This is a genomic window from Nonomuraea zeae, from assembly GCF_005889725.1.
Lineage (GTDB): Bacteria > Actinomycetota > Actinomycetes > Streptosporangiales > Streptosporangiaceae > Nonomuraea > Nonomuraea zeae.
Window position 1 is genome coordinate 1 of the sequence record NZ_VCKX01000046.1, and the last position, 22,547, is coordinate 22,547.

The following is a 22,547-nucleotide window of genomic DNA, read 5'->3' on the forward strand; positions in this document are numbered from 1 at the left end:
AGATGTGTATAAGAGCCAGGCTCGGCGACGCCGCCTGCGACCGGGAAGGGGTGGGCGTCGCCGTCGGTGCGGGCGTGCCGAAGGGCGGCCAGGCGCCCAGCCCGGGGACCCTGCCGCAGCCGGCCAGGCTCAAGACGAGAGCCGCCATCAGCAGCGTTCTGCGCACCGGGCACCGACCCCCAAGACCGGAAAAGGACATGGCCGAAAGAGAACATATCGGACATCCGATCTAGGTGGCGCGTCCGGGCGGGCTACCGGGCCACGGCCAGGCGGTAGTTCTCGTCGGTGGCGAGCAGGTTGCGGTGGGTGTCCTCCGCGATGATGACGCCGTCGTCCAGGACCAGGACGCGGTCGGCGGCGTCCAGGAGCGCCGGGCTGCCGGCGATCACGATGGTGGTGCGGTCGCGGCGCAGCTCCGCGAGGTTGCGCGCGATGAGCTGCTCGGTGACCGCGTCGACCGCCGTCGTCGGATCGTGCAGGACCAGGATGTCGGCGTCGGCGGCGAGGGCGCGGGCCAGGGACAGCCGCTGGCGCTGCCCGCCGGACAGGTTCGCGCCACGGTCGCGGACGCCGTAGTCGAGCCCTTCGCGGTGCAGGGCGACGACGTCGGCCAGCATGGACGCCTCGACGGCCTCGGGGACCACCCGGCTGACGCCCGCCGGGTCGATGTTCGTGCGGAGGGTGCCGGCGAAGATCTCCCCGTCGTACGGGTTCACCAGCAGGTGCTCGCGGACCGCCTCGATCGACAGGTCCGCCAGCTCCCGCCCGCTGACCCGCACCACGCCCTCGTACGCGCCGGGCGGGACGCGTACGGCCAGGATCGAGGCGAGGTCGGCCGCCGCCTGCGGCTGGTAGACGGCGATCGCCACGAACTCGCCCGCGGACACGTGGAACTTCAGCTCGCGCAGGGACCCGTACCGGACGCTGTCGACCTCCAGGTCCCCGCCGGCGGACGGGCGCTCGGACCCCGGGGTCATCACCGCGGGCGCGGCCAGCACCAGCGCCATCCGCTCGGCCGAGACGCGCGCGGTCATCACGTATTTCGGCATCTCCGAGAACAGCTTGAGCGGCTCCATGATGAACTGCGCCAGCCCCACGGCCATGACCAGCTCCCCGATGCCGATCCGGCCGTCGAACGCCAGCCAGCCCGCCGTCAGGGTCACCGCGGCGGCGAGGATCGCGTTGAGCGCCAGCGCGGTGCCGGCGTACGCGCCGTTCACCTTGGCGACGGTGATCGCCTGGCTCTTCGCCTCGGTGCTGACCTTGCGGTAGGACAGGAATGCCGGGTGGTTGCCGCCGAAGCCGTGCAGCGGGCGCAGGCCGGTGATCAGGTCGGCGACCTTCGCGCCCGCCCGCGCCACCCGGGCCTGCTGCTCGCGGGTGCCGGCGCCGATCCGCCTGGACAGCACGCTCAGGATCGACAGGATCGCGATGGTCCCCACGATCACCAGCAGGCCGAGCTGGAGGCTGGCCAGGCCCAGCGCGACCGCAGTGATCAGCACCGCGACCAGCGAGCTGATCAGCAGCGGCACCACCTCGATGATGTCGGCGGTCTGGTCGGCGTCCTCGGTGGCGATGGTCAGGATCTCGCCGGACTTGAGATCGACGTTCCTGGCCACCGGCTGGAGCCCGCAGGCCGCGACCCGCACCCGCCAGCGGTGCGCCTCGGTCGTGTTGGCCTTCTGCAGGATGCGCATCCCGAACCGCCACGACAGCGACACCGTCGTGATGATCACGGCCAGCGCGGCGATCGACACGGCGAGCGAGCCGAGGCTGCGCTCCTGCAAGGTGTGCTCGACTATCAGGCCGAGCGCGATGGGGAAGGCGGTCTCGCCGGCCTGGTACATACCCATGAGGACGGTGCCCCAGGTCATGGCGCCGGCGTTGCGCCGCAGCGCGGTCCGGAGGATGCCGGACCCCGTGCTGGGCCGCTGCTGGTCAGGACTGATCATCAAGGTGGTGGGCAATCGCTTCCGGGGTCCGCAGGGCGAGCAGGTCACGAACGGTGATCACGGGGCCGTACTCGCGGCGGAGCAGCCCGATCAGCCGCACCGCCAGCATGGAGTGCCCGCCAAGGGACGTGAAGTCGCTCACCGCGCTCACCTCGTCGTCATCCAGGTCCAGCGCCTCGGCAAAGAGCTCGCACACCACGGTCTCCGTCTCGGTCTCCGGGCCGCGCTCGCCCGAGGTGGTCAGCGCGCCCAGTGGCCTGGCGTCCGGCAGTGCCTTGGCGTCGGCTTTCCCGTTCACTGTCAGCGGGATGCTATCGACCTGCGCGTAGTGCGTGGGCCGCAGGTAGTCCGGCAGCCCGGCGCCCACCTCGGCGGCGACCGCCGCCAGGTCACCGTCCCCCAGGACGAGGTACGCGGCCAGCCGGTAGGCCCCGTCCACCTGCGGGTCAGCCTGGGCGACCGCGGCGGCGAACCGCACCGCCGGGTGCGCCGCGAACGCGGCCTCGACCTCGCCCAGCTCGACCCGGTGCCCCCGGATCTTGACCTGCTGGTCGGTCCGGCCCAGATACGTCAGGTTCCCGTCGGGCCGCCGGGCCGCGAGGTCCCCGGTGCGGTACATGCGCTCGCCGGGCTCGCCGAACGGGCACGCGACGAACCGGTGCGCGGTCTGGGCGGACTGCCCGAGGTAGCCGCGGGCGATGCCGATGCCCGACACGTACAGCTCGCCGGGCACGCCGTCCGGCACGGGCCGCAGCCACGGGTCCAGCACGTACACGTCGGTGTTGTCGATCGCGACGCCCACCACCGGGTCCTGGCACTCGAAGGTGCCGACGCCGAGGGTGTTGATGGTGTACTCGGTGGGTCCGTACAGGTTGTAGCCGACCGTCCCCTCGGTCTCGGCGAGCCGCCGCCACAGCGCCGGGGTGACCGCCTCGCCGCCCAGCAGCACCAGCGCGGGCCGCCGCGCGGGGTCGTCGAGCAGCCCCTCGGCCGCCAGCTGCTGGGCGTAGGTGGGGGTCACGTTGATGACGTCGATCCCGTGCTCAAGGCAGTACTCGACCAGGCGGGGCGCGTCGCGCCGCAGCTCCTCGTCGCAGATGTGCACCTCGTGGCCGTCGGCGAGCCACAGCAGCTCCTCCCACGACATGTCGAACGCGAACGACACGGTGTGCGCGATCCGGAGGACCCGGTGGCCGTGCTCGGCCAGCACCGGCTCGAAGATCCGGCGCTGGTGGTTGATCAGCATGTTGGTGAGCCCGGCGTACTCGGTCACCACGCCCTTGGGCTTGCCGGTCGAGCCCGAGGTGTAGATCACGTACGCGGGGTGCCGCAGGCGGTCCGGGTCGTCCGGCGCGAACGTCACGAACGGCTCGGCCGCGGGCAGGGGGCGGTCCAGCTCGATCAGGTCGCCGGTCAGCCGGGGAGAGACGGCGCTCACGGTGAGGATCGCGTCCGGGCGGGCATCCGCGACGATCGCGGCGATCCGCTCGTCCGGGTGGTCCAGCTCCAGCGGCACGTACGCGGCCCCGGCGCGCAGCACGGCGAACAGCGCCACGATCGAGTCGAGAGAGCGCGGGATCGCCAGGCCCACGGTCGACTCGGGGCCGATGCCGCGCTGGGCGAGCACCCCCGCCACTGCCCGGCTGCGCTCCCTGAGCTGGGCGAACGTCATGGTCCTGCCGTGGGCGACGAGCGCGACCCGGTGCGGGCTGCGCTCGGCCGCCTGGTCGAACCGGTCGACCACGGTGTCCGTGCCGACGTCCGCCCGCTCGCCCGGCTCGGGCTCCGGCCCCAGTCCCCGCAGCGCGCCCACCGGCCCGGTCGAGCGGGCCACGTCGTCGAGCACGCGCAGGTAGTCGTCCAGGAGGCCACGGGCGCGCTCCGCGTCGTCGCCGCCGTGCTCCAGCTTGATCGTGAGCCGGTCGCCGGGCGTGACGACCCAGGTGAACGGGTAGTGCGTGGAGTCGTCGGCCCGCACCGAGGTGATGCCGTGCCGGGCGTTCAGCTCGGCGAGCGCGTCCAGGTCCAGGAAGTTCTGCAGGACGAACAGGTTGTCGAACAGGACGTCGTGCCCGCCGGCCCGCTGGATCTCGCCCAGCCCGAGGTGCTCGTGCTCCATCGCCGAGACCCTGGCCGCCTGCACGCTGGACAGGTACTCCCGCACCGTGTCCTCCGGCCGGGCCCGCGTCCACATGGGCACGGTGTTGAGCAGCACGCCGACGATCCCGGCCAGGCCCTCGCCCTCCCGGCCTGAGACGGTCACGCCGAACACCGCGTCGCTCCGGCCGGTGTGCGCGCCGAGCAGCAGGCCGAACGCGCCGGTCAGCACCGAGTTCAGCGTGACACCGTGCGTTCTGGCCGCCGCTCGCAGCAGCTCCGACTGCTCGGCGGTCAGCGTGTGCACGAGCGCGCGCGGCAGATCGCCGGGAAGCGCCGGTGACGGCCCGGCGAGCAGCGTGGGCCCGGGCAGGCCGGTCAGGTGCTCTGCCCAGAAGCGTTCCGACGCGGAGTGGTCCCTGGCGTCGAGCGCCCGGGCGTGGTCCTCGAAGCCCGGCGTGGCCGGGGCCGGGTCGAGCGGCTCCCCCGCGACGACGGCCTGGTAGGCGTCGAACAGGTCCCGCAGCACGATCTCGCGTGACCAGCCGTCCCACAGCAGCAGGTGGTAGCTCAGCAGCAGGCCGTCGTGGCCGCCGGGCCTGCGCACCACGGTCAGCCGGATCAGCGGCGGCTCGTCCGGGTCGAAGCCGGTGCCGCGGTCCTCGGCGCGCAGGGCTTCGACGTCCGCGTCCGACGGCAGGAACACCGTGCGGACCTTGACCCGCCGGCCCGCCGCCAGGACCTGGACCGGGTTGCCGCCGGCGTCCGTGGTGAAGCCGGCGCCGGCCACCGGGTGCCGCGCGATCACGTACGCCATCGCCTCGGCCAGGGCGTCGGCGTCCAGGCGCCGGTCGAAGGTGAAGTAGCTCTGGGCTACGTAGTGCCCGGCCGGGCCCGTGAGCTGGGCCTGGAAGTACAGGCCCCTCTGCAGCGGGGTCACCGGCGCCGTCCGCTCGGCCGTCGCGCAGGCGTCCGCGATGCGCTCCAGCGCGTGCCGCCAGTGCTCGGTCAGCTCGTCGGGGATGCCCGCGGCGAGGGTGAAGGCCGCGCGCAGGCGTCCGGTGGCGGCGTCGATCCACGCGTTGACCTCGACGGCGTACGGGCTGCCTGGGTCACCAGCAGCGGTGGGCCGGGTGATGGACAGGGCTTGGGACTCGCTGCCCCGGCCGAGGTAGTTGAACAGCACCTGCGGGCGGGCGGTCAGCAGCGGGGCCGTCTGCGAGTTGAGGTATCTGAGCCGGCCGTAGGCGACATGCCCGCGCTCGTCCGGCTGGCGGTCCGCGACCTCGCGCGCCGCCGCTACGGGGTCGGTGTGCGGCGTGAGCCGTACGGGTGCGATGGAGGTGAACCAGCCGACCGTACGGCTGTAGTCGTGGTGTTCGAGCGCCGGGACCCGGCCGTGCCGCTCCAGCTCGATCGCCAGATCGGCGGGCGTCGGCTGGATGCGCGTCAGCGCGGCCCGCAGCGCGCCGCACAGCAGCTCGGTGAGGCCGACGCCGAGCGCGGCGGGCGCGGTGCGCGTCACGAGGGCGGTCACGTCGGGCCCGGCCTCCACGATGACCTCGCGCTGCTCCTCGATCGCGGGCAGCAGCGGGGGCGCTTCGAGCGTGGTGATCCAGTGCCCGAGGTCGTCGATCGCGTGGGCGGACTCGGTCGTCAGCGCGTCGGCGTACTCGGCGTAGGACGTGGTCGGCGGCGGCAGGGCCGCCCCGCGCATGGCGGCGGTCAGGTCGTCCAGCAGGACCAGCCAGGACACCGAGTCGACGGCGAGGTGGTGCACTACGACCACCAGGGTCCGGCTCGCCGCCAGCCACGAGAACGCGACCACCTCGCCCGCCTCGGGATCGAGCCGGCCGGCGGCTTCGTTCGCCGCGGCAGTGGCGTCGGCCACATGGGTCGCGGGGGTCTCGTGCGTTGCGGCGGTCGCGGCGGTTGCGGCGGTTGCGTGGGTCACGGCGGTTGCGTGGGTCGCGGCGGGCGTGTCCGTTCGGACGACGGTGACCTTGCGGGCGGGCTCGGTGTGCAGCGTCCACACCCCGTGCTCGGCGCGCAGCCGCAGCCGCAGCATCGGGTGCGCGGCCACGACGGCGTTCGCGGCGCGCTCGGCGTCGGCGAAGCCGGCACCCTCGGGCGCCACCAGCGCCCTGGCCTGGGCGAACCGGGCGAGAGAGCCGCCCAGCTCGCGCTGGCGCAGGATGATCGGCGTCGGTGCCAGCGGGCCGTCCTCCGGGCGGGCGGGCCCGGTCTCGGCGGCGTCCGCGGCCTGCGGCGCGCGCGGCCCCAGCTGTCCGGCGAGCGCGCGGGGCGTCCTGAACAGGAACACGTCGCGCGGGGCGATCGGCAGGCCGAGTGCCCTGGCCCGGTTGACCACGGTGATGGCGACGATGCTGTCGCCTCCGGCCCGGAAGAAGTCGGTGTCGCCGTCCGCGTCTCCGCCGGGCAGCGTCTCGGCGAAGATGCCGACCAGCGCGGCGAGCGCGGAGTCGCTCGCGGGCGCCGGGAGGTCGTCGTGCCGCGCGGCGAGCGCGGAATCGTTCGCGGGCAGCGGGAGGTCGTCGTGCCGTGCGGCGCGCTCGCTCAGGGCCTTGCGGTCCAGCTTGCCGTTGACCGTCAGCGGCAGGGCGTCGACCAGCCGCACCGAGCTCGGCACCATGTGCGCGGGCAGCTTCGCCGACAGCAGGCCGGCGAAGTCACCGGGCACGCGGCCCACGACATGCGCGACCAGGTGATCGCCCCCACCTGCCACAGCGCCGCCCGCAATGACACCCGCAGCGTCACCAATAGTGACGGCCACGTCGACCACGCCGTCGAGCTCCCTGATCGCGGACTCCACCTCGCCGAGCTCCACGCGGAACCCCTTGAGCTGCACCTGGTCGTCGGCGCGGCCCACGAACTCCAGCTCGCCGCCGAGCGTGCGCCGGGCGAGGTCGCCCGTGTGGTACATGCGGGAGCCGTCCCCCGCGAACGGGTCCGCCACGAACCGGCTCGCGGTGAGCTCCGCCCTGCCCAGGTAGCCGAGCGACACCTGGTCACCAGCGACGTAGATGGCGCCCACCCGGCCCGGCGGCACCGGCCGGAGCCGGTCGTCGAGCAGGTGGGTGACCAGGCCGGGGATCGGGCCGCCGATCGGGCTGACGTCGTCGCCGCCGGCGAAGTCCGCGCCGGTCAGCACCCGGTGCGTGACGTGGACGGTGGTCTCGGTGATGCCGTACATGTTGACCAGCTCGGGCGAGGCCGTGCCGTGCCGCTCGACCCAGCCGCGCAGCCGCCCGAGATCCAGTGCCTCGCCGCCGAAGATGATCCGGCGGAGCGCGGTGACCGGCTCGGCGGCGTGCCGGTCGGCCTCGATGAACTGGTAGAACGCCGACGGCGTCTGGTTGAGCACGCTCACTCCGCGCTCGCGGACCAGGCGGTGGAAGTCGACCGGGGAGCGGGTCAGGGCGTACTCCGGCACCAGCAGCTCACCGCCGTACGCCAGCGCGCCCCACAGCTCCCACACCGCGAAGTCGAAGGAGTAGGAGTGGAACTGCACCCACACGTCGTCCGGGCCGAAGCCCATGTCGGGCTGGGTGTTCGCGAGCAGCGTCACCACGCTGGAGTGCGGGACGACGACGCCCTTGGGCCTGCCGGTCGAGCCGGAGGTGTAGATCACGTACGCCGGGTCGTGCGGGCCGGCCTCGGACGGGGTGGCGTCCAGCGGCAGCTCGTCCCCCTGCACGAGCACGCGGGCCGGCACGCCCGCCCTGGCCGACAGCTCCGTGAAGCGGTCCCGCTGGTCCCGGTCCACGAGCACGACCTGCGGGGCGGAGTCGGCCAGGATGTACTCCAGCCGTTCGTCCGGGTACGCCAGGTCCAGCGGCACGTACGCGCCGCCCGCGGTGACGATCGCGACCAGGGCGACGACCTGATCGAGGGAGCGCGGGACGGCGACGGCGACCCGCTTGCCCGGTCCGACACCGGCCGCGCGCAGCGCCGCGGCCAGCTCGTTCTTCGCCTCCGCCAGCTCGCCGTAGGTCAGCGACCGGGCGCTGCCGTCGAGACCGCACTGGGTGACGGCGGCGGCGGCCGGGTCGCGGTCCGCGGCGGCGTCGAACAGCCCGCCCAGCGTCGCCGGGGTGATCCGCGCGGGCTGCCGGACGCCGCCGGGCACCGGCTCGTCCGGACGGGCGAGCAGGCCGGTCAGGGTCCGGGTGAACGTGCGCAGGATCGCCTGGGCGTGCGTCTCCCGCAGCAGCTCGCCGTCGTAGATCAGGTTGAAGCGCGGGCGGCCGCCGGGTGCGCGCTCCACCACCAGCGTCAGCGGGTAGTGCGGGGCGCCCTCGTTCACGATGCCGGTGATGACCAGCTCGTCGCCGGGCCGGCGCAGGCTGTCCAGGTCGGTCGCGACGTCGAACACCACCAGCGTGTCGAACAGGGGGCCGCCGCCGCCGGCCTGGCGGCCGATCCTGGCCAGCGAGACATGCTGGTGCGGCAGCACCGCGCTCTGGTGCTCCCGCACCGAGGCGAGCAGTTCGCGGGCCGTGGTGGTGGCGTCCCAGCGGGCGCGCACGGGGATCGTGTTGATGAGCAGGCCCACCATGTCCTCGATGCCGGGCACGTCCGCGTCCCGCCCGGACACCGTGGAGCCGAACACCACGTCCGTGCCGGGCAGGATGCCGCCCAGCGTCACGGCCCAGGCGCTGTGCACGGCGACGCTGAGCGGCACCCCCGCCGCCCGGACGGCCGCGTCGATGTCGTCGCCCGGCTCCTCGGCGGTCTCCGCGAACCGGCCGGACGGGGTGTGCCCCTCGGCGACCAGCGAAGGGCCGGGCAGCCCCGCGAGCTGCTCGCGCCACACCCGGTCGCTCTCGTCGCCGTCGCGCATGGCGAGCCCGCGTACGTAGCCGGGGAAGCCGCTCTGCGGATGCCCGGTCCCCGGCGCGTGGTACTCGGCCAGCAGGGCGCGCAGCATCGGGGGCACCGACCAGCCGTCGGCGATGATGTGGTGCACGGTCTGCACCAGGACGTCGCGGCCGTCGCCCGCGCGAATGAGGGTGTATCTCATCAGCGGGCCGGTGGCCAGGTCGAACCCGGCGCGGCGGTCCCGCTCGGCGCAGTCGCGGATCTCGTCGTCGGTGATGCCGGGGCGCTCCAGCGTGGTGAACGGCGCCCGCGCGCCGCTTTCCAGCACCGAGACCACGCGGCCGTCGGAGAGTGCCACGAACCGCGCGGCCAGGTTCGGGTAGAGAGCGAGCAGCCGGGTGGCCGCCGCCGCGAGCCGGTCGGCGTCCACGTCGCCGTCCAGCGTCAGGAGCTGCTGCTCGACGTAGCTGCCCGCCGAGTCGTCGTCGAAGACCGAGTGGAAGTACAGGCCCTCCTGCAGCGGGGTCAGCGGCAGGATGTCGCGCAGCGCCGGGCCGTCGAAGGCGTCGACGTCGGCCTGCGTGAGAGACACCGCGCCGAAGTCGCTGGGGGTGTGGCCGCCCTCGTCGAGCGCGGCCAGCCCGGTCAAGGCCGCCTGGAAGTACGCGCCGATCGTCGCGATGTCCTCGCCGGCGAACATCCCGTCGGGCCAGGAGATGGTGGTGACCAGCTCGTACTCGCCGGTCGGGCCGGGTTCGGCGATCGCGTTGAACTCCAGGACGCGCGGCAGGCGCATCCCGGGGTCGCGCCTCTCCCCCAGCTGGCCGGTGGCGCCGGCCAGCTGCCAGTCCCCGGACGCGCCCGCGTCGAAGCGGCCCAGGTAGTTGAACAGCACCTGCGGGGCGGAGGCGTCGAACCCGGTGCCGGCCAGGTATCGCAGGGCGCCGTAGGACAGCCCGTTGCCCGGCACCCGGGCGAGGTCCTCCTTGACCGACTTGAGCGCGGCGGACAGGTAGCCGGGGGCGGTGAAATCGGCCGTCGCGCCGGGGTCCACGGTCACCGGGAACAGCGTGGTGAACCAGCCCACGGTGCGTGACAGGTCCGGCTCGAAGCCGGCCGGGCCCGCCACGAACCGCCCTTCGCGGCCGTGGCCTTCGAGCTCGATGTGCGCGAACGTCTGATCCTGCCCGAGGTCGCGGCGCCACCGGGCGAGGGCGACGGCGAGCGCGGTCAGCAGCACGTCGTTGACGCCCGCGTGGAACTTCGCCGGGATCTCGCCCAGCAGCGCGGCGGTGACCTCGGCGCCGGCGGAGACGGCCCGGGTCCGCTCGCGTGCGACGGTGTCGGATCCGGACAGCGGGCGCCGGCCCAGCGGCCCGTCCGCTCCCGGCAGGGGACGCTGGAAGTGGCCGCGGTCCGCGTCGAACGCCGTCCGCTCCAGCAGCTGGGTCCAGCGCCGGAACGACGTGCCCACGGCGGGCAGCTCGATCGGCGCGCCCGAGGCGAGCTGCCGCCACCCCGTGGCCAGGTCCTCCATCAGGACACGCCAGGACACGCCGTCGATCACCACGTGATGGACGACCACGACCAGCTGCCGGGCCGCGCGCCGCCAGACGGCACGAAGCATCACGCCGCCGTCCGGGTCGAGCCCGCCGGTGGCGAGCTCGACGCACTCGTCGAGCGGCCGGTCGCTCTCCTGCCACGCCGCGACGGCCTCATCCGCCTCCGGGACGTCGAAGCCCCAGCGCTCGCCGCGCACCAGCCTGGCGCGCAGCATGTCGTGCCGCCTGACCACGGCGGTGAGCAACTCGCCGAGAGCGCCGGCGGTCAGGTCCGCCGGGGTGTTCAGCACCACCGACTGCACGAAGCCGTCGATCGCGCCCGTGCTCTCGCCGAGCCAGCGCAGGATGGGCGACCCCGTGACGGGACCGGTCGCGACATCCTCCCGGTCCACGGCGGAGACGTCGTCGCGGCTCGCCACCGCCGCCAGCGCCCGCACGGTGCTGTGGGTGAAGATCTGCGTCGCCGTGACGTACAGGCCCGCCTCGCGCAGCGCGCTCAGCAGCGAGATCGCCAGGATGCTGTCCCCGCCGAGCCGGAAGAAGTCCTGGTCGGCGCCGACCTCGTCCAGCCGCAGCACCGACGCGACCGCCGCGCACACCGCGCGCTCGTTCTCGGTGGCGGGCGGGGCGGACGAGCCCGTCCCGATCCGCGGCTCCGGCAGCGCGCTGCGGTCCACCTTGCCGTTGGGGGTGAGCGGGAACGCCTCCGTCACGACGATGTGCGCGGGCACCATGTACTCGACCATGTGCTCGGCGGCCCACGACTTGACCTCCTCGGCGCGCAGGTCCTCGCTCCCGGCCGCCGGGATCACGTACCCCACCAGGTAGGTGCCGCCGGCCGTGTTCTTCCTCGCGACGACGCAGGTGTGCCGTACCCGGGGGTGCTCCGCGAGGCCGATCTCGACGTCCTCGATCTCCAGCCGCATGCCGCGGATCTTGATCTGGTTGTCGGCCCGGCCGAGGAAGTCCAGCGACCCGTCAGGGGCGAAGCGCGCGAGGTCACCGGTCCGGTACAGCCGGGACCCGTCCCCGGCGAAGGGATTGGCCACGAACCGGGACGCGGTCAGGCCGGGCGCGTTGACGTACCCGCGCCCCAGGAGGAACCCGCCGACGTACAGCTCGCCGCCGACGCCGACCGGCACCGGGCGCAGCTCCTCGTCCAGCACGTACAGCTCGGTGTTGGGGTTGGCCTTGCCGATCGACGTGGACAGGCGCTCGGCCGCGCCCCGGTAGATGACGTGGGAGACGCCGATGGTCGTCTCGGCCGGGCCGTAGCCGTGGTACATGGGGATGTCGAGCCGGGTGCGGAAGCGCTCGTACAGCTCCGGGGTCAGCACCTCGCCGCCGCACCACACGTGCCTGAGGCTGTCCAGCCGCCCGGAGTCGCCCGCGATCTCCAGCAGCACGTCCAGCATGGACGACACCAGGTACGTGAAGGTGACGCGCTGCTCGGCGATCACGCTCAGCAGGTGGTGCGGGTCCCGCTCGCCGCCCGGCCGCAGGATCACCAGCCGGCCGCCGCACACCAGCGGCAGGAAGATCTCGTTGATGGAGATGTCGAACGACAGCGGCGCCTTGAACAGCGAGGCGTCGTCGTGGCCGAAGCCCAGGATCTCCCTGGACTGCCACAGCAGGCGCTCGCTGATCGCCTCGTGCCGGATCATCGCGCCCTTGGGCCGCCCGGTCGAGCCGGAGGTGAAGATCACGTACGCCAGGGCGGGACCGGGGATGGCGGCCCCGGCGTGCTCGGTGGGATACGAGCCGAACCGCCAGTCGCCGAGGTCGACGGCCACGGCCTGCGGTTCGCCCGCGCCGTGCTCGCCGGAGCCGTTGAGCTGGAGCACCACCCCGGCGTCGTCGATGACGACCGCCCGGCGCGCGGCGGGCCACTGCGGATCGAGCGGCACGAACGCGCACCCCGCCTGGAGCACGCCCAGCAGGCCGATCACCATCTCGGCGGAGCGCTCCAGCGAGACGCCGACGATCTGCTCGGCGGTGAGCCCGCGTTCGATCAGGTGGTGGGCCAGCTGGTTGGACAGCCCGGCCACCTCACGGTAGGTCAGCGACCGCTGCCCGTCGACGATGGCGATGGCGTCCGGCCTGGCCCGCACCTGCTCGCGGAACATCTCCACGATGGTCGGGCGGACCCTGTCGGCCCTGGTGTCGTTCCACTCGGCCAGGGCCCGGAGCCGGGCCGGCACGCTGGACGGGCCGATGGTGCCGATGGGCCGGTCCGGGAAGTCGGCCAGGTCGTCCAGCGCGAGCTGCGCGTCGGCCAGCCCGACGCCCTCGGGGACGGTGATGCTCCGGCCGTCGGCGCCGACCGCCCAGCCGGCGGCCTCGTCCCCCGCGTGCTCGGCCCAGCCGAGGACGTCGGCGAACAGGGTGCCGGAGTTGAGGTCGAGACCGTCGGGGCTCTGGTTGTCCGCCCAGTAGGCCAGGCCGATGGCGCAGGCTTTGGTGATGGTCTTGTCGGAGTGTTCGCCGGTCCGCCGGCGCACGCCGGCCAGGCGTTCAGGAGAGAGAAGTGCGAGACGAGTGCTCGGTTCCGTCATCGAAGACTCAGCCATCCCTTTCGAATACGAAGGTTAGCCTAACCTAACTTTGGATCTCCTGACTAGCTGCCTTCCTGCCACGCGCGCCACAGCCGCGCGTACCGGCCGCCCAGGGCCACCAGCTCCTCGTGGGTTCCCTGCTCGACGACGCGTCCCGCGTCCAGCACGGCGATGCGGTCCGCCGCCATCGCCTGGGTCAGCCGGTGCGCCACGAACAGCGTGGTGCGGCCCAGGCAGGCGGCCGACACCGCGCGCTCCAGCTCGGCGGCGCCCTGGCTGCCCGCCTCCGCGGTCGACTCGTCCAGCACCACCACCGGCGCCCGGCCCAGCACCAGCCGGGCCAGCGCGATCTGGGCGACCCTGGTGCCGTCCAGGCGCTCACCCCCTTCGCCGACCCTGGTGGCGAGGCCGTCGGGCAGCGCCTCGGCCCACGTGCCGGCGCCGACCGTGCGCAACGCGTCCATCAGCTCGGCGTCGGTCGACTCCGGCGCGGCCAGCCGCAGGTCGTCGGCGAGCGGGCCGGAGAACACGTGCGTCTCCTGCGTCAGGATGCTCACCAGGGCCCGCGCCCCGGCCTCGTCCAGCCCGGCGAGATCGGTCGTCCCGATGCGCACGGACCCGGCCTGCGGGGTCCCGATGCCCGCGATCAGCGCCGCGAGAGTCGTCTTGCCCGCGCCCGTCGCCCCCACCAGCGCGAGCGAGCCGCCAGCCGGGATCGCCAGGTCGACGTCCCGCAGCACCGGTTGCTCGGAGTCGGGATAGCTGAAGGTCAGCCCCTCCACCGTCACCGGGTACGGCCCGTCGCCGACCGGCGCGGCGGCCACGCCGCCCACCAGCCGCTCCTCCGTGTCCTCGCCCAGCACTCCGACCAGGCGGGTCAGGCTCGCGCCCGACTTCTGCGCCTCGTCGAAGGTGAACATGATGGCGCCCAGCGGATTGAACAGCCGGTGGAACAGCAACGGGGCCACCGACGCCGCGCCCAGCGTGATGGCGCCGGCCTCCAGCAGGACGTACCCGACCACGATGATCAGGACCAGCCCGATGAACTCGGCGCGGTTCTCCCTGCCGACGAACCGGCCGAAGAACCGGAACACCTCGACGCCGAGGTCGCGCACCCGCCACGACTCGCGGGTGACCTCCTCGCGGAAGGCTTCCTCAAGGCGGTAGGCCCGGACGGTGTCGATCCCGTTCAGGCCGCTGATCAACGCCTGCGCGCGATCGGCCTGGGCCTCTCGCTGCCGCTTGTAGAGCGGCGCGGACCTGGGGAGATACCAGCGCAGGGCCAGCCAGTAGGCGGGCAGCGCGCCGGCGCCGGCCAGGCCGAGCCGCCAGTCCAGCCCGAACATGCCGGCCGTGGCGATGACGACCAGCACGCCTGACGAGAACACGGTGGGGATGGCCGTCCTGATGCCCTTGGACACCACGGCCACGTCGTCGCCGACCCTGGACAGCACGTCGCCCCGGCCGACCTGCTCGATCCGCGCGCTCGGCATGCCCAGCACCGCCCGGACCGCGGCCTCCCGAAGCCGCGCGAGCAGGTCCGCGCCGAGACGCCCGATCAGGTACGTCGACGCCGAGACGACCGCCGAGCCGAGCAGGACGGCGGCCACCATCAGCGCCCCGACCGTGACCAGGATCGAGCGCGGCTCGCCCCTGACCACCCCGTCGACCACCTGGCCGAGCAGGAACACCGGCAGCACCTGGAACGCCGCCCCCGCCACCGTGGTGAGCACGGTGGCGGCGGTCAGCCAGGGCACCTCGCGGACGTGCGCCGCGACCCATCGCGCGGCCTCACGTCCGGTCGCCGTGCGCAGGATGGCCGGGGCGGCGGGCGTGCCGGTGGTGCTCACGCCCGGGCCACGGCGGGCCGGGGCGTCGGCATGGAGGCTGCCGCCGCGAAACGCCGCAAGGTCTTGTTAAATGTCGTTCGTTGGAGAAACATCCGGAAATCCCGTGCTTTCCTGCATCGCGGCAATCTGAATGACGCAGGCAAACCGTAACACGGGAATATTAGGCTAGCCTAACCTCACATTGGGATTCGCCTGAACGCCGCACGGCCCGCTCTCCCGAGACCTTAGTCGCCGGCCGGCGCCAGGGACGGAGTGAGGCTGCGCATGGAGAACACCTTCGCCAGGTTCGGGGTTCGCGGACAACCCGGCAGCGACGAGTTCTGGGCGGCGGCCCGGACCCCCGTGTCGGTGCCCGCCGGGGACGACGGCGGCTGGGTGACCCTGTTCCTGTGGCGCGGGTCCCCGGCGAGCATCGGCTTCGAGAGCTGGTCGGGGCCGGTGCCGCTGCGCCGGTGGGGTGACACGGACTGCTGGTACGCCGAGGTGGTCATGCCCGCGCGGCTACGGGTGACCTACCAGTTCCTGACGGGCGACGCGGCGTACGCCGACCCGTTCAACGCGGCCGGCGCGGGCGGCGACCGGTCGATCGCCGCCACGCCGGACGCCCCCGCCCAGCCGCACTGGCCCGCCGTCGGCGCCGCCGACGTCCTGCCCCTGCCGCGCGCCCGCCTGCGCTGGACCAGCGAACGGCTCGGCGGACGCCGCACCGTGCGCGTCCACCCGGCGGGCGGCGGCGGGCCGGTGGTGCTGCTGCTCGACGGGGACGACTGGCTGTACCTGCACCCGGCGATGACCGCCTTCGACTCGGCCGTCGCCGGTGGCGAGATGCCCGCCGTCACGCTCGTCTTCCTGCCCGCCCGGGACAGGAACGCCGAGTTCGGGTGCCGGCCCGAGCTGTGGGAGGCGATCCGGGACGAACTGCTGCCGCTGGTGGCCGGCAGCGGCGTGCCCGCCGACCTGGACCGGCTGGTGGTCGCCGGGCAGAGCCTCGGCGGGCTGAGCGCGATGTACGCGGCGCTGGAGTTCCCCGGCCTGGTGTCCGGCGTCGCGTGCCAGTCGGCGTCGTTCTGGTGGGCGCCCGGCGCCGCGGACCTGGCCGACCCCCTGGGCGGCCGGACCGGTGGCGCCATCGCCGCCCGCCTGCGGGAGCGCCCCGACCTGTCCGGCCTGCGGGTCGCCTTCGACGTGGGGGAACACGAGACGCGGATGCTGCCGCACTGCGAGCTGGTCGAGTCCCTGGCCGAGCAGGCCGGCGCGACCGTGCGGGTCTCCCGGTCGGCCTGCGGCCACGATCGGGCGGGCTGGCGGCAGGCCCTGCTCAGAGACGTCGCCTGGGCGCTCGCCTGAACGCGGTGGCCGCCGGCCGGCTCCCGGCGGCCTGCGGCCTGGACGCGGTGGCGGCCGGCCAGGTCCCGGGGGGCCGGCCGCCGCCGCGCGGGGGTCAGCGCGAGAACGCGTAGGTGTTGCGTCCGCCGGCGCTCAGCCGCCCGGACACGGCGTCGACGATCTCCCCTGCCCGCACGGCGGTGTTGGACAGCAGCGTCGAGGCCAGGCCGTGGGTGTGCTCGGTGGCTCCCTGCACGTAGATCCCGCAGCGCAGGTGCTCGGAGGTGGCGATCCGGTAGTCGCGCTCGATGCGCAGCGCGCCCGACGGCAGGCGCTCGCAGTGCTCGCCGACGGCGCCCAGCAGCGTCAGCGGGTCGCCGGGCCGGTAGCCGGTGGCGTAGACGAGCACGTCGGCCTCCAGCACGGTCCGCTCGCCGGTGGGCAGGAACTCGACGGTGGCGCGCACGCCGTCGGCGTCCCTGGCGGCCTCGACGAGCCTGGAGGCGTTGAGTATGCGCAGCCGCTGCCTGCCCTGCACCTTCTCCTGGTAGTGCCTGCGATACAGCTCGTCGATGAGGTCGAGGTCGACCACGGAGTAGTTGGTGGAGGCGTGGTAGGTGCGCAGGCTCTCCTTGACCGTCTCGGGCGCGCCGAAGTACTGGTCGACCGCGGCGGGGTCGAAGATGCGGTTGGCGAAGGAGCTGTCGTCGGCGGGGGTGTAGCCGTACTTGGAGAACACCGCGCACACCTCGGCGCCGGGGAAGCGGCCGTGCAGGTGGTCGGTCACCTCGGCGGCGCTCTGCCCGGCGCCGACCACCACGAACCGGCGGGGGTCCGTGACCGAGGGGATCCGGTCCAGGAGCTCCTCGCTGTGCCAGATGCGCTCGTCGCCGACCATGCCGTCAGGCAGCACGGGAACCAGGCCGACGGCGACGACGAGATTACGGGCGCGGCGAGTGCTCAATTCGCCGTCGCCCTGGCGGACCACCACGTCGAGGTATCGCACCGCGCCGTCCACCGTGACGGGAGTGACCGCGACGACCTCCGAGCCGTATTCCACCTGGTCGGCGAATGGTTTCGCGGCCCATTCCAGGTAGTCGTGGAATTCCACTCGGGAGGGGAACATTGTTTTGTGGTTGATGAAATCCAGCATCCGGTCGCGCGCCTTGAGATAGGACAGGAAGCTGAATTCGCTGGCGGGATTGCGCATGGTGACCAGGTCCTTGAGAAAGGAGACCTGCATCGTGGTGCCTTCAAGGAGCATCCCGCGGTGCCATCCGAAGGAGAGCTGCTTCTCCAGGAACACCGCGTCGATTCGCTCGCCAGTACGCGCCTCGCGCTCGCGCAACGCGATGGCCAGGGCGAGGTTGGAAGGTCCGAAACCGATGCCGACGAGGTCGTGGACGGGCTGCTCGGCAGTGGGCATGGAAGGCCTTTCGAGAGAGCGGTCCGGGATCGGGATCCGTAGTGGAATCAGTGCCCGACTTAGGTTAGGCTCACCTAATTGTGGCGAGCCTAACCTTTCTCCCACTCACCTCACAAGGAGAGCGCTGATGCGGGTCGTGATGTTCGGCTACCAGACCTGGGGCCATCGCACCCTCCAAGCCTTGCTGGCCTCCGAGCACGATGTGGTGCTGGCAGTCACCCACCCCCAGAGTGACCACGCCTATGAGAAGATCTGGAGCGATTCGGTGGCCGAGCTGGCCGCGGCGCACGGCGTCCCGGTCCTGCTGCGCAACCGCCCCGACGACGAGCTCCTGCTCACCCTCAAGCAAGTCGAGCCTGACCTCATCGTCGCCAACAACTGGCGCACGTGGATACCTCCGGAGATCGTCGCCCTCCCCCGCCACGGCATACTCAACGTGCACGACTCGCTGCTTCCGGCCTACGCCGGCTTCTCCCCGCTCATCTGGGCGCTCATCAACGGCGAGAAGGAGGTCGGCGTCACCGCCCACATGATGAACGCCGAGCTGGACGCCGGGGACATCGTGGTGCAGCGCGCCATCCCGGTCGGACCGGCCGACACCACCACCGACCTGTTCCACCGCACGGTCGACCTCATCGCCCCGATCGTCGCCGAGTCCCTGGACCTCATCGCCTCGGGCCGTTCGGACTGGACGCCCCAGGACCGCTCCAAGGCCAGCTTCTTCCACAAGCGGTCGATCGAGGACAGCAACATCGACTGGACCTGGCCCGCCGAGGACATCGAGCGGCTGGTACGCGCCCAGTCCGACCCCTACCCCAACGCTTTCACCCACTACAGGGGCGAGCGCGTCCGCGTCCTGAAGGCCTCGGTCTCCAAGGGCATCTACGGCGGCACCCCGGGCCGGGTGTTCATCCGCGAGGGCGACGGCGTCGTCATCGTCGCCGGCGCCGAGGCCCGCCGCGGTCGCAGCCACGGGCTGGTGATCGAGCGGGTCCGCACCGAGGACGGCACCGACCTGCCGGCCGGCGAGGTGTTCAGGACCATGGGCGGCTACCTGACCCGCCGGCCGTAGGCGCGTCCCGAGCCGGGCGTCCGGCTCGCCCGCGCGTCCCGCGACCGGCATGCTCGCGCCGGAAGCGGATAGTCAGCAGACTGTCACTCAGCGGGAGCGAAGCTGACGACGAGGGAGAGCTCCGATGAGTGAGAACGCGGGCCGGATGCGCGCCGTCGCGTACCGGAAGAGTCTGCCGGTGGACGACCCCGGGAGCCTGGTGGACGTCGAGCTGCCCGTCCCGTCGCCGGGACCGCGCGACCTGCTCGTCCGGGTGGCGGCGGTCGCGGTGAACCCCGTGGACTACAAGGTGCGCCGCGGCACCGACCCCGGCGGCGAGCCCAAGGTGCTCGGCTGGGACGCGGCCGGCACGGTCGTCGCGATCGGCGACCAGGTGGAGCTGTTCGAGCCGGGAGACGAGGTGTACTACGCGGGCGCGCTCGACCGGCCCGGCGCCGACGCCGAGTACCACGTGGTGGACGAGCGCATCGTGGCCCGCAAGCCCGCCACGCTCTCCTTCACGGAGGCGGCCGCGCTGCCCCTGACCTCGCTCACCGCGTGGGAGGGCCTGTTCGAACGCCTGGGCCTGTGCGACGCGCCGATGGAGCGGACGGGCGCGCTGCTGGTGACGGCCGCCGCGGGCGGCGTCGGCTCGATGGTGGTCCAGCTCGCCACCGCCCTCACGGGGCTCACGGTGATCGGCACCGCCTCCCGCGCGGAGACCGTGGAGTTCGCCCGGCGCATGGGCGCCCACCAGGTCGTCGACCACCACCGGCCGCTGCCGGAGCAGGTGCCGGGCGGCGTGGACTACGTCTTCAGCACCGCGGGCACGGACCGGAACCTGCCCGCGTACGCCGAGCTGCTCCACCCCTTCGGCCACATCGTCGCGATTGACGACTACGACACGCTGCCCGTCGGCGTGCTCAAGCCGAAGAGCATCTCCTTCCACTGGGAGCTGATGTTCACCCGCTCCCTCTTCCAGACATCCGACCAAATCGCGCAGCACCGCATCCTCACCCAGGTGGCCCGGCTCGTGGACAAGGGGATCCTGACCACCACGGCGGCCACCGACCTCGGCCCGATCAACGCCGCCCACCTGCGGGAAGCGCACCGGATCCTCGAATCGGGCAGCGCCATCGGCAAGATCACGCTGACCGGTTTCGACCGGGGCGCGTGACCCGGGCCCGGCTCCCCCGGCCTCCCGCCCGAAGCTGACATTCGGCACGGCATTGACGGGTCACGTTCGCGAGGTTACGGTCAGGACCGCAATCGAGCACAAACGAACACGCACCCGTGGAGGTGGCGCTGTGCAGATTCCCGAGGAGGGCCCTTTAGCATCGCGGAGCCGGCCGCCCGTCAGACGGCGGCCCGCCCGCACGAGAGGCGGCGGCGCGTGAGGCGCGCCCTGCGCGGGGCGGTGACCGCGGCGGTCCTCGCGACGCTGCTCGCGGCGCCGTTCGCGCCGGCGTCCGCGGCCGACCTGCGGATCGCCAACGGCGGATTCGACAGCGGGCTCACGGGCTGGAGCGGCTCCCACAGCCCGGGCGGCGTCGACGCCGCCGTCTGGGACGGGCGCACCACCGCGCGCGTCACCGACGCCGACCCGGCCGCCGCCTACGGCAGGGAGAGCATGCCGGGGCTGCCCGCCACGGCGGGCACCGCCTACACCCTGCACGCCGAGGTCTGGGCCGACAGCGGCACCGCGCATCTGTATCTCCGCTTCAGGGACAGCTCCGGCCGCCTGCTCACAGGCGGCGCGAACGCCTCGGCGACCGGCCGGCGATGGAGCCGCGTCACGGCCTCGGGAGTCGCGCCCACCGGCACGGCCACCGTCTCCGCCCTCATCTACTCGGGGGTGGCCGACGTGGGCACCGCCTACTGGGACGAGGTGCTGATCACGAAGAACGTGACCGACCTGGGCGTGCAGATCGAGAGCAGCGTGCCCAACGCCACCACGTTCGCGGGCGCGAGCGCGTACGCCGTCTACACCGGCACCGTCGACGCGAACCCGCAGCTCGCCGTGATCGACGTGGCCACCGAGCAGGTCACCAGGAAGATCACCATCCCCGACTCGGCGGCCACGCCCACCGTCGGCGGCTGGGCGGCGGCCACGGCCACCGACGGCAGCGTCTACCTCGGCACCTATCCCAACTCCAAGCTCTACCGGTACGTCCCGGGCCAGTCCACGATCACCGACCTCGGGCGGGCGGAAGGCGGCTACTCCTTCATCTGGGACCTGGAGCCGGGAGCGGGCGGGAAGGTGTACGGCGGCACCTACAACGACGGCCGCTACTTCAAGTACGACAACGGCGCCTTCACCACGATCGGGACCGTGCCCATCGCGGCCGGCGCCCAGTACGTGCGCAGCCTCGCCCACGACCCCGCCGCCAACGCCACCTACCTCGGCACGGGCACGAACGCCGCGCTGACCAGGTACGACAATGTCACGGGGCAGACGGACAGCCTGCTGCCGGCGGCCTACGCGCACAACTCCATGGTGGGCGGGCTCACCTGGACGGGCGGCAGGCTGTTCGCCAAGGTCGACGGCACGCTGCTCGTCCTGCGCGTCACCCGCGACGCCGACGGCTCGTACTCCGCCACCACCGACGCCGCGATCGAGGACGTGGACCTGCACCACTCGCCGGCCCGCGACGGCAAGGTGTGGCTCGTCAAGGACGGCCTGCTGCACTCCTACGACGTGGCCACCGCGTCCCTCCATGCGACCTCCGTCCGGCCCGGGCTCTCCGTCACCGGCTACACCTGGTCCGGCGGCACGCTGGTCGGCCTCGGCGCGGCCACGGACGGCACCAGGATCTTCAAGTACGACCCCGCGAGCGGCAGCTGGAGCAGCAGGGTCGTCACCGGCACCCCGGTCCTGCCGGCCGCGATCAACGCGCTCGGCACGGGGCCCGACGGCCGCGTCTACACCGGCGGCTACCTGACCGGCGGCACCGGCGTCTACGACCCGCTGCGGGGCGACGGCGACGACGGCCTGCCGGACACGCCGACCCGCACCGGGCTCAGCCAGACCGACAGCCTGCTGGCGCACGACGGCCTGCTCTACATCGGCGCCTACCCCTCGGCCAAGCTTTACAGCCACGACCCCGCGCGTCCCTGGCCCCCCACACTCAGGTACACCGCCGGCGAGGCGGGCAGCAGGGCCGACGACTGCGAGCCGGGCAAAGGCCCGCCGCCGCAGGACCGGCCGTACGCGCTGGCCGGCGGGCCGGACGGGACCGTCTACATGGGCACGGTGCCGAAGTACGGCAAGCGCAGCGGCGCCCTCACCGTGTGGAAGGAGGGCACGGCCGGGCGGACGCTCTGCGTGGTGCCGGACCAGTCCGTCGTCTCGCTGGCCTACGCGGGAGGCAAGGTGTTCGGCGGCACCTCCACGCGCGGCGCCCTGGGCGTGGACCCCGTCTACGCGCCCGGAGCCTCGGCCACGCTGTTCTCCTACGACCCGGCCACCGGCGCCGTGCGCCGGCATCCGCTCCCGTTGACGGCGCCCAAGGCCGTCACGGCACTCGCGGAGGTGGACGGCGAGCTCTGGGGCCTGGCCGGCGGCTCGCTGTTCACCCTCGATCCGGCCCGGCCGGAGGCGATCACGGCCACGCGGCTGTTCGCCGATCCCGACTACGCCGCCAGGTCCAGCCTGGCCTGGCGCGACGGGGTGCTGCTGAGCGTGGCCCAGGATCCCGGCCACGTGTACGGCACGGCCGGCGACCAGATCTTCAAGATCGACAAGTCGACCAGAGCAGTGACCGTGCTGCTGACGGCCCCCGGCGCGGAGGGCCTGACGGCCGACGGCTTCGGCCACCTCTACTACAAGATCAACGAGCGGCTGTACCGGCTCGCCACCCCCCTGCCATAAGGAACCCGTTCCGGA

8 protein-coding genes are annotated in these 22,547 nt (G+C 73.1%); 4 read left to right on the forward strand and 4 right to left on the reverse strand.

Annotated features, from left to right (window positions below):
* Window positions 1-251: 251 nt before the first annotated feature.
* From ETD85_RS17120 to ETD85_RS17130, 3 genes are all read right to left on the reverse strand, one after another.
* The gene (locus ETD85_RS17120) at window positions 252-1,952 is read right to left on the reverse strand and encodes an ABC transporter transmembrane domain-containing protein (protein WP_138690713.1); all 1,701 of its coding nucleotides are present in this window, start codon (window positions 1,950-1,952) and stop codon (window positions 252-254) included.
* Entirely contained in the window at window positions 1,939-13,008 is an 11,070-nt protein-coding gene (locus ETD85_RS17125) for a non-ribosomal peptide synthetase (RefSeq protein ID WP_138690714.1), read from the reverse strand. Before ETD85_RS17125 ends, ETD85_RS17120 begins: the two co-directional genes overlap by 14 nt.
* Before the next feature lie 62 nt (window positions 13,009-13,070).
* On the reverse strand, window positions 13,071-14,858 hold the full coding sequence (locus ETD85_RS17130) for an ABC transporter ATP-binding protein (protein WP_138690715.1): 1,788 nt from the start codon (window positions 14,856-14,858) through the stop codon (window positions 13,071-13,073).
* A 264-nt stretch (window positions 14,859-15,122) separates the two neighbouring features.
* Between ETD85_RS17130 and ETD85_RS17135 the strand changes: the two genes are divergently transcribed.
* A complete protein-coding gene (locus tag ETD85_RS17135) occupies window positions 15,123-16,205 on the forward strand; it encodes an alpha/beta hydrolase-fold protein (RefSeq protein WP_138690716.1) in 1,083 nt (360 codons plus the stop codon).
* A gap of 94 nt (window positions 16,206-16,299) precedes the next feature.
* Here ETD85_RS17135 and ETD85_RS17140 read toward each other — a convergent pair whose 3' ends face one another.
* Window positions 16,300-17,610 carry a lysine N(6)-hydroxylase/L-ornithine N(5)-oxygenase family protein gene (locus tag ETD85_RS17140; RefSeq protein WP_138690717.1) on the reverse strand — a complete coding sequence of 437 codons (1,311 nt, stop codon included), beginning with the start codon at window positions 17,608-17,610 and terminating at the stop codon, window positions 16,300-16,302.
* 127 nt (window positions 17,611-17,737) lie between these two features.
* Here ETD85_RS17140 and ETD85_RS17145 point away from each other — a divergent pair, with 127 nt between their 5' ends.
* From ETD85_RS17145 to ETD85_RS17155, 3 genes are all read left to right on the forward strand, one after another.
* Window positions 17,738-18,682, forward strand: coding sequence for a methionyl-tRNA formyltransferase (locus ETD85_RS17145; protein WP_138690718.1), 945 nt, complete (start codon window positions 17,738-17,740; stop codon window positions 18,680-18,682).
* A 124-nt stretch (window positions 18,683-18,806) separates the two neighbouring features.
* Window positions 18,807-19,838, forward strand: coding sequence for a zinc-binding alcohol dehydrogenase family protein (locus tag ETD85_RS17150; RefSeq protein WP_206058362.1), 1,032 nt, complete (start codon window positions 18,807-18,809; stop codon window positions 19,836-19,838).
* Between the two features lie 216 nt (window positions 19,839-20,054).
* Window positions 20,055-22,532, forward strand: coding sequence for a ligand-binding sensor domain-containing protein (locus tag ETD85_RS17155; RefSeq protein ID WP_138690719.1), 2,478 nt, complete (start codon window positions 20,055-20,057; stop codon window positions 22,530-22,532).
* Window positions 22,533-22,547: the final 15 nt, after the last annotated feature.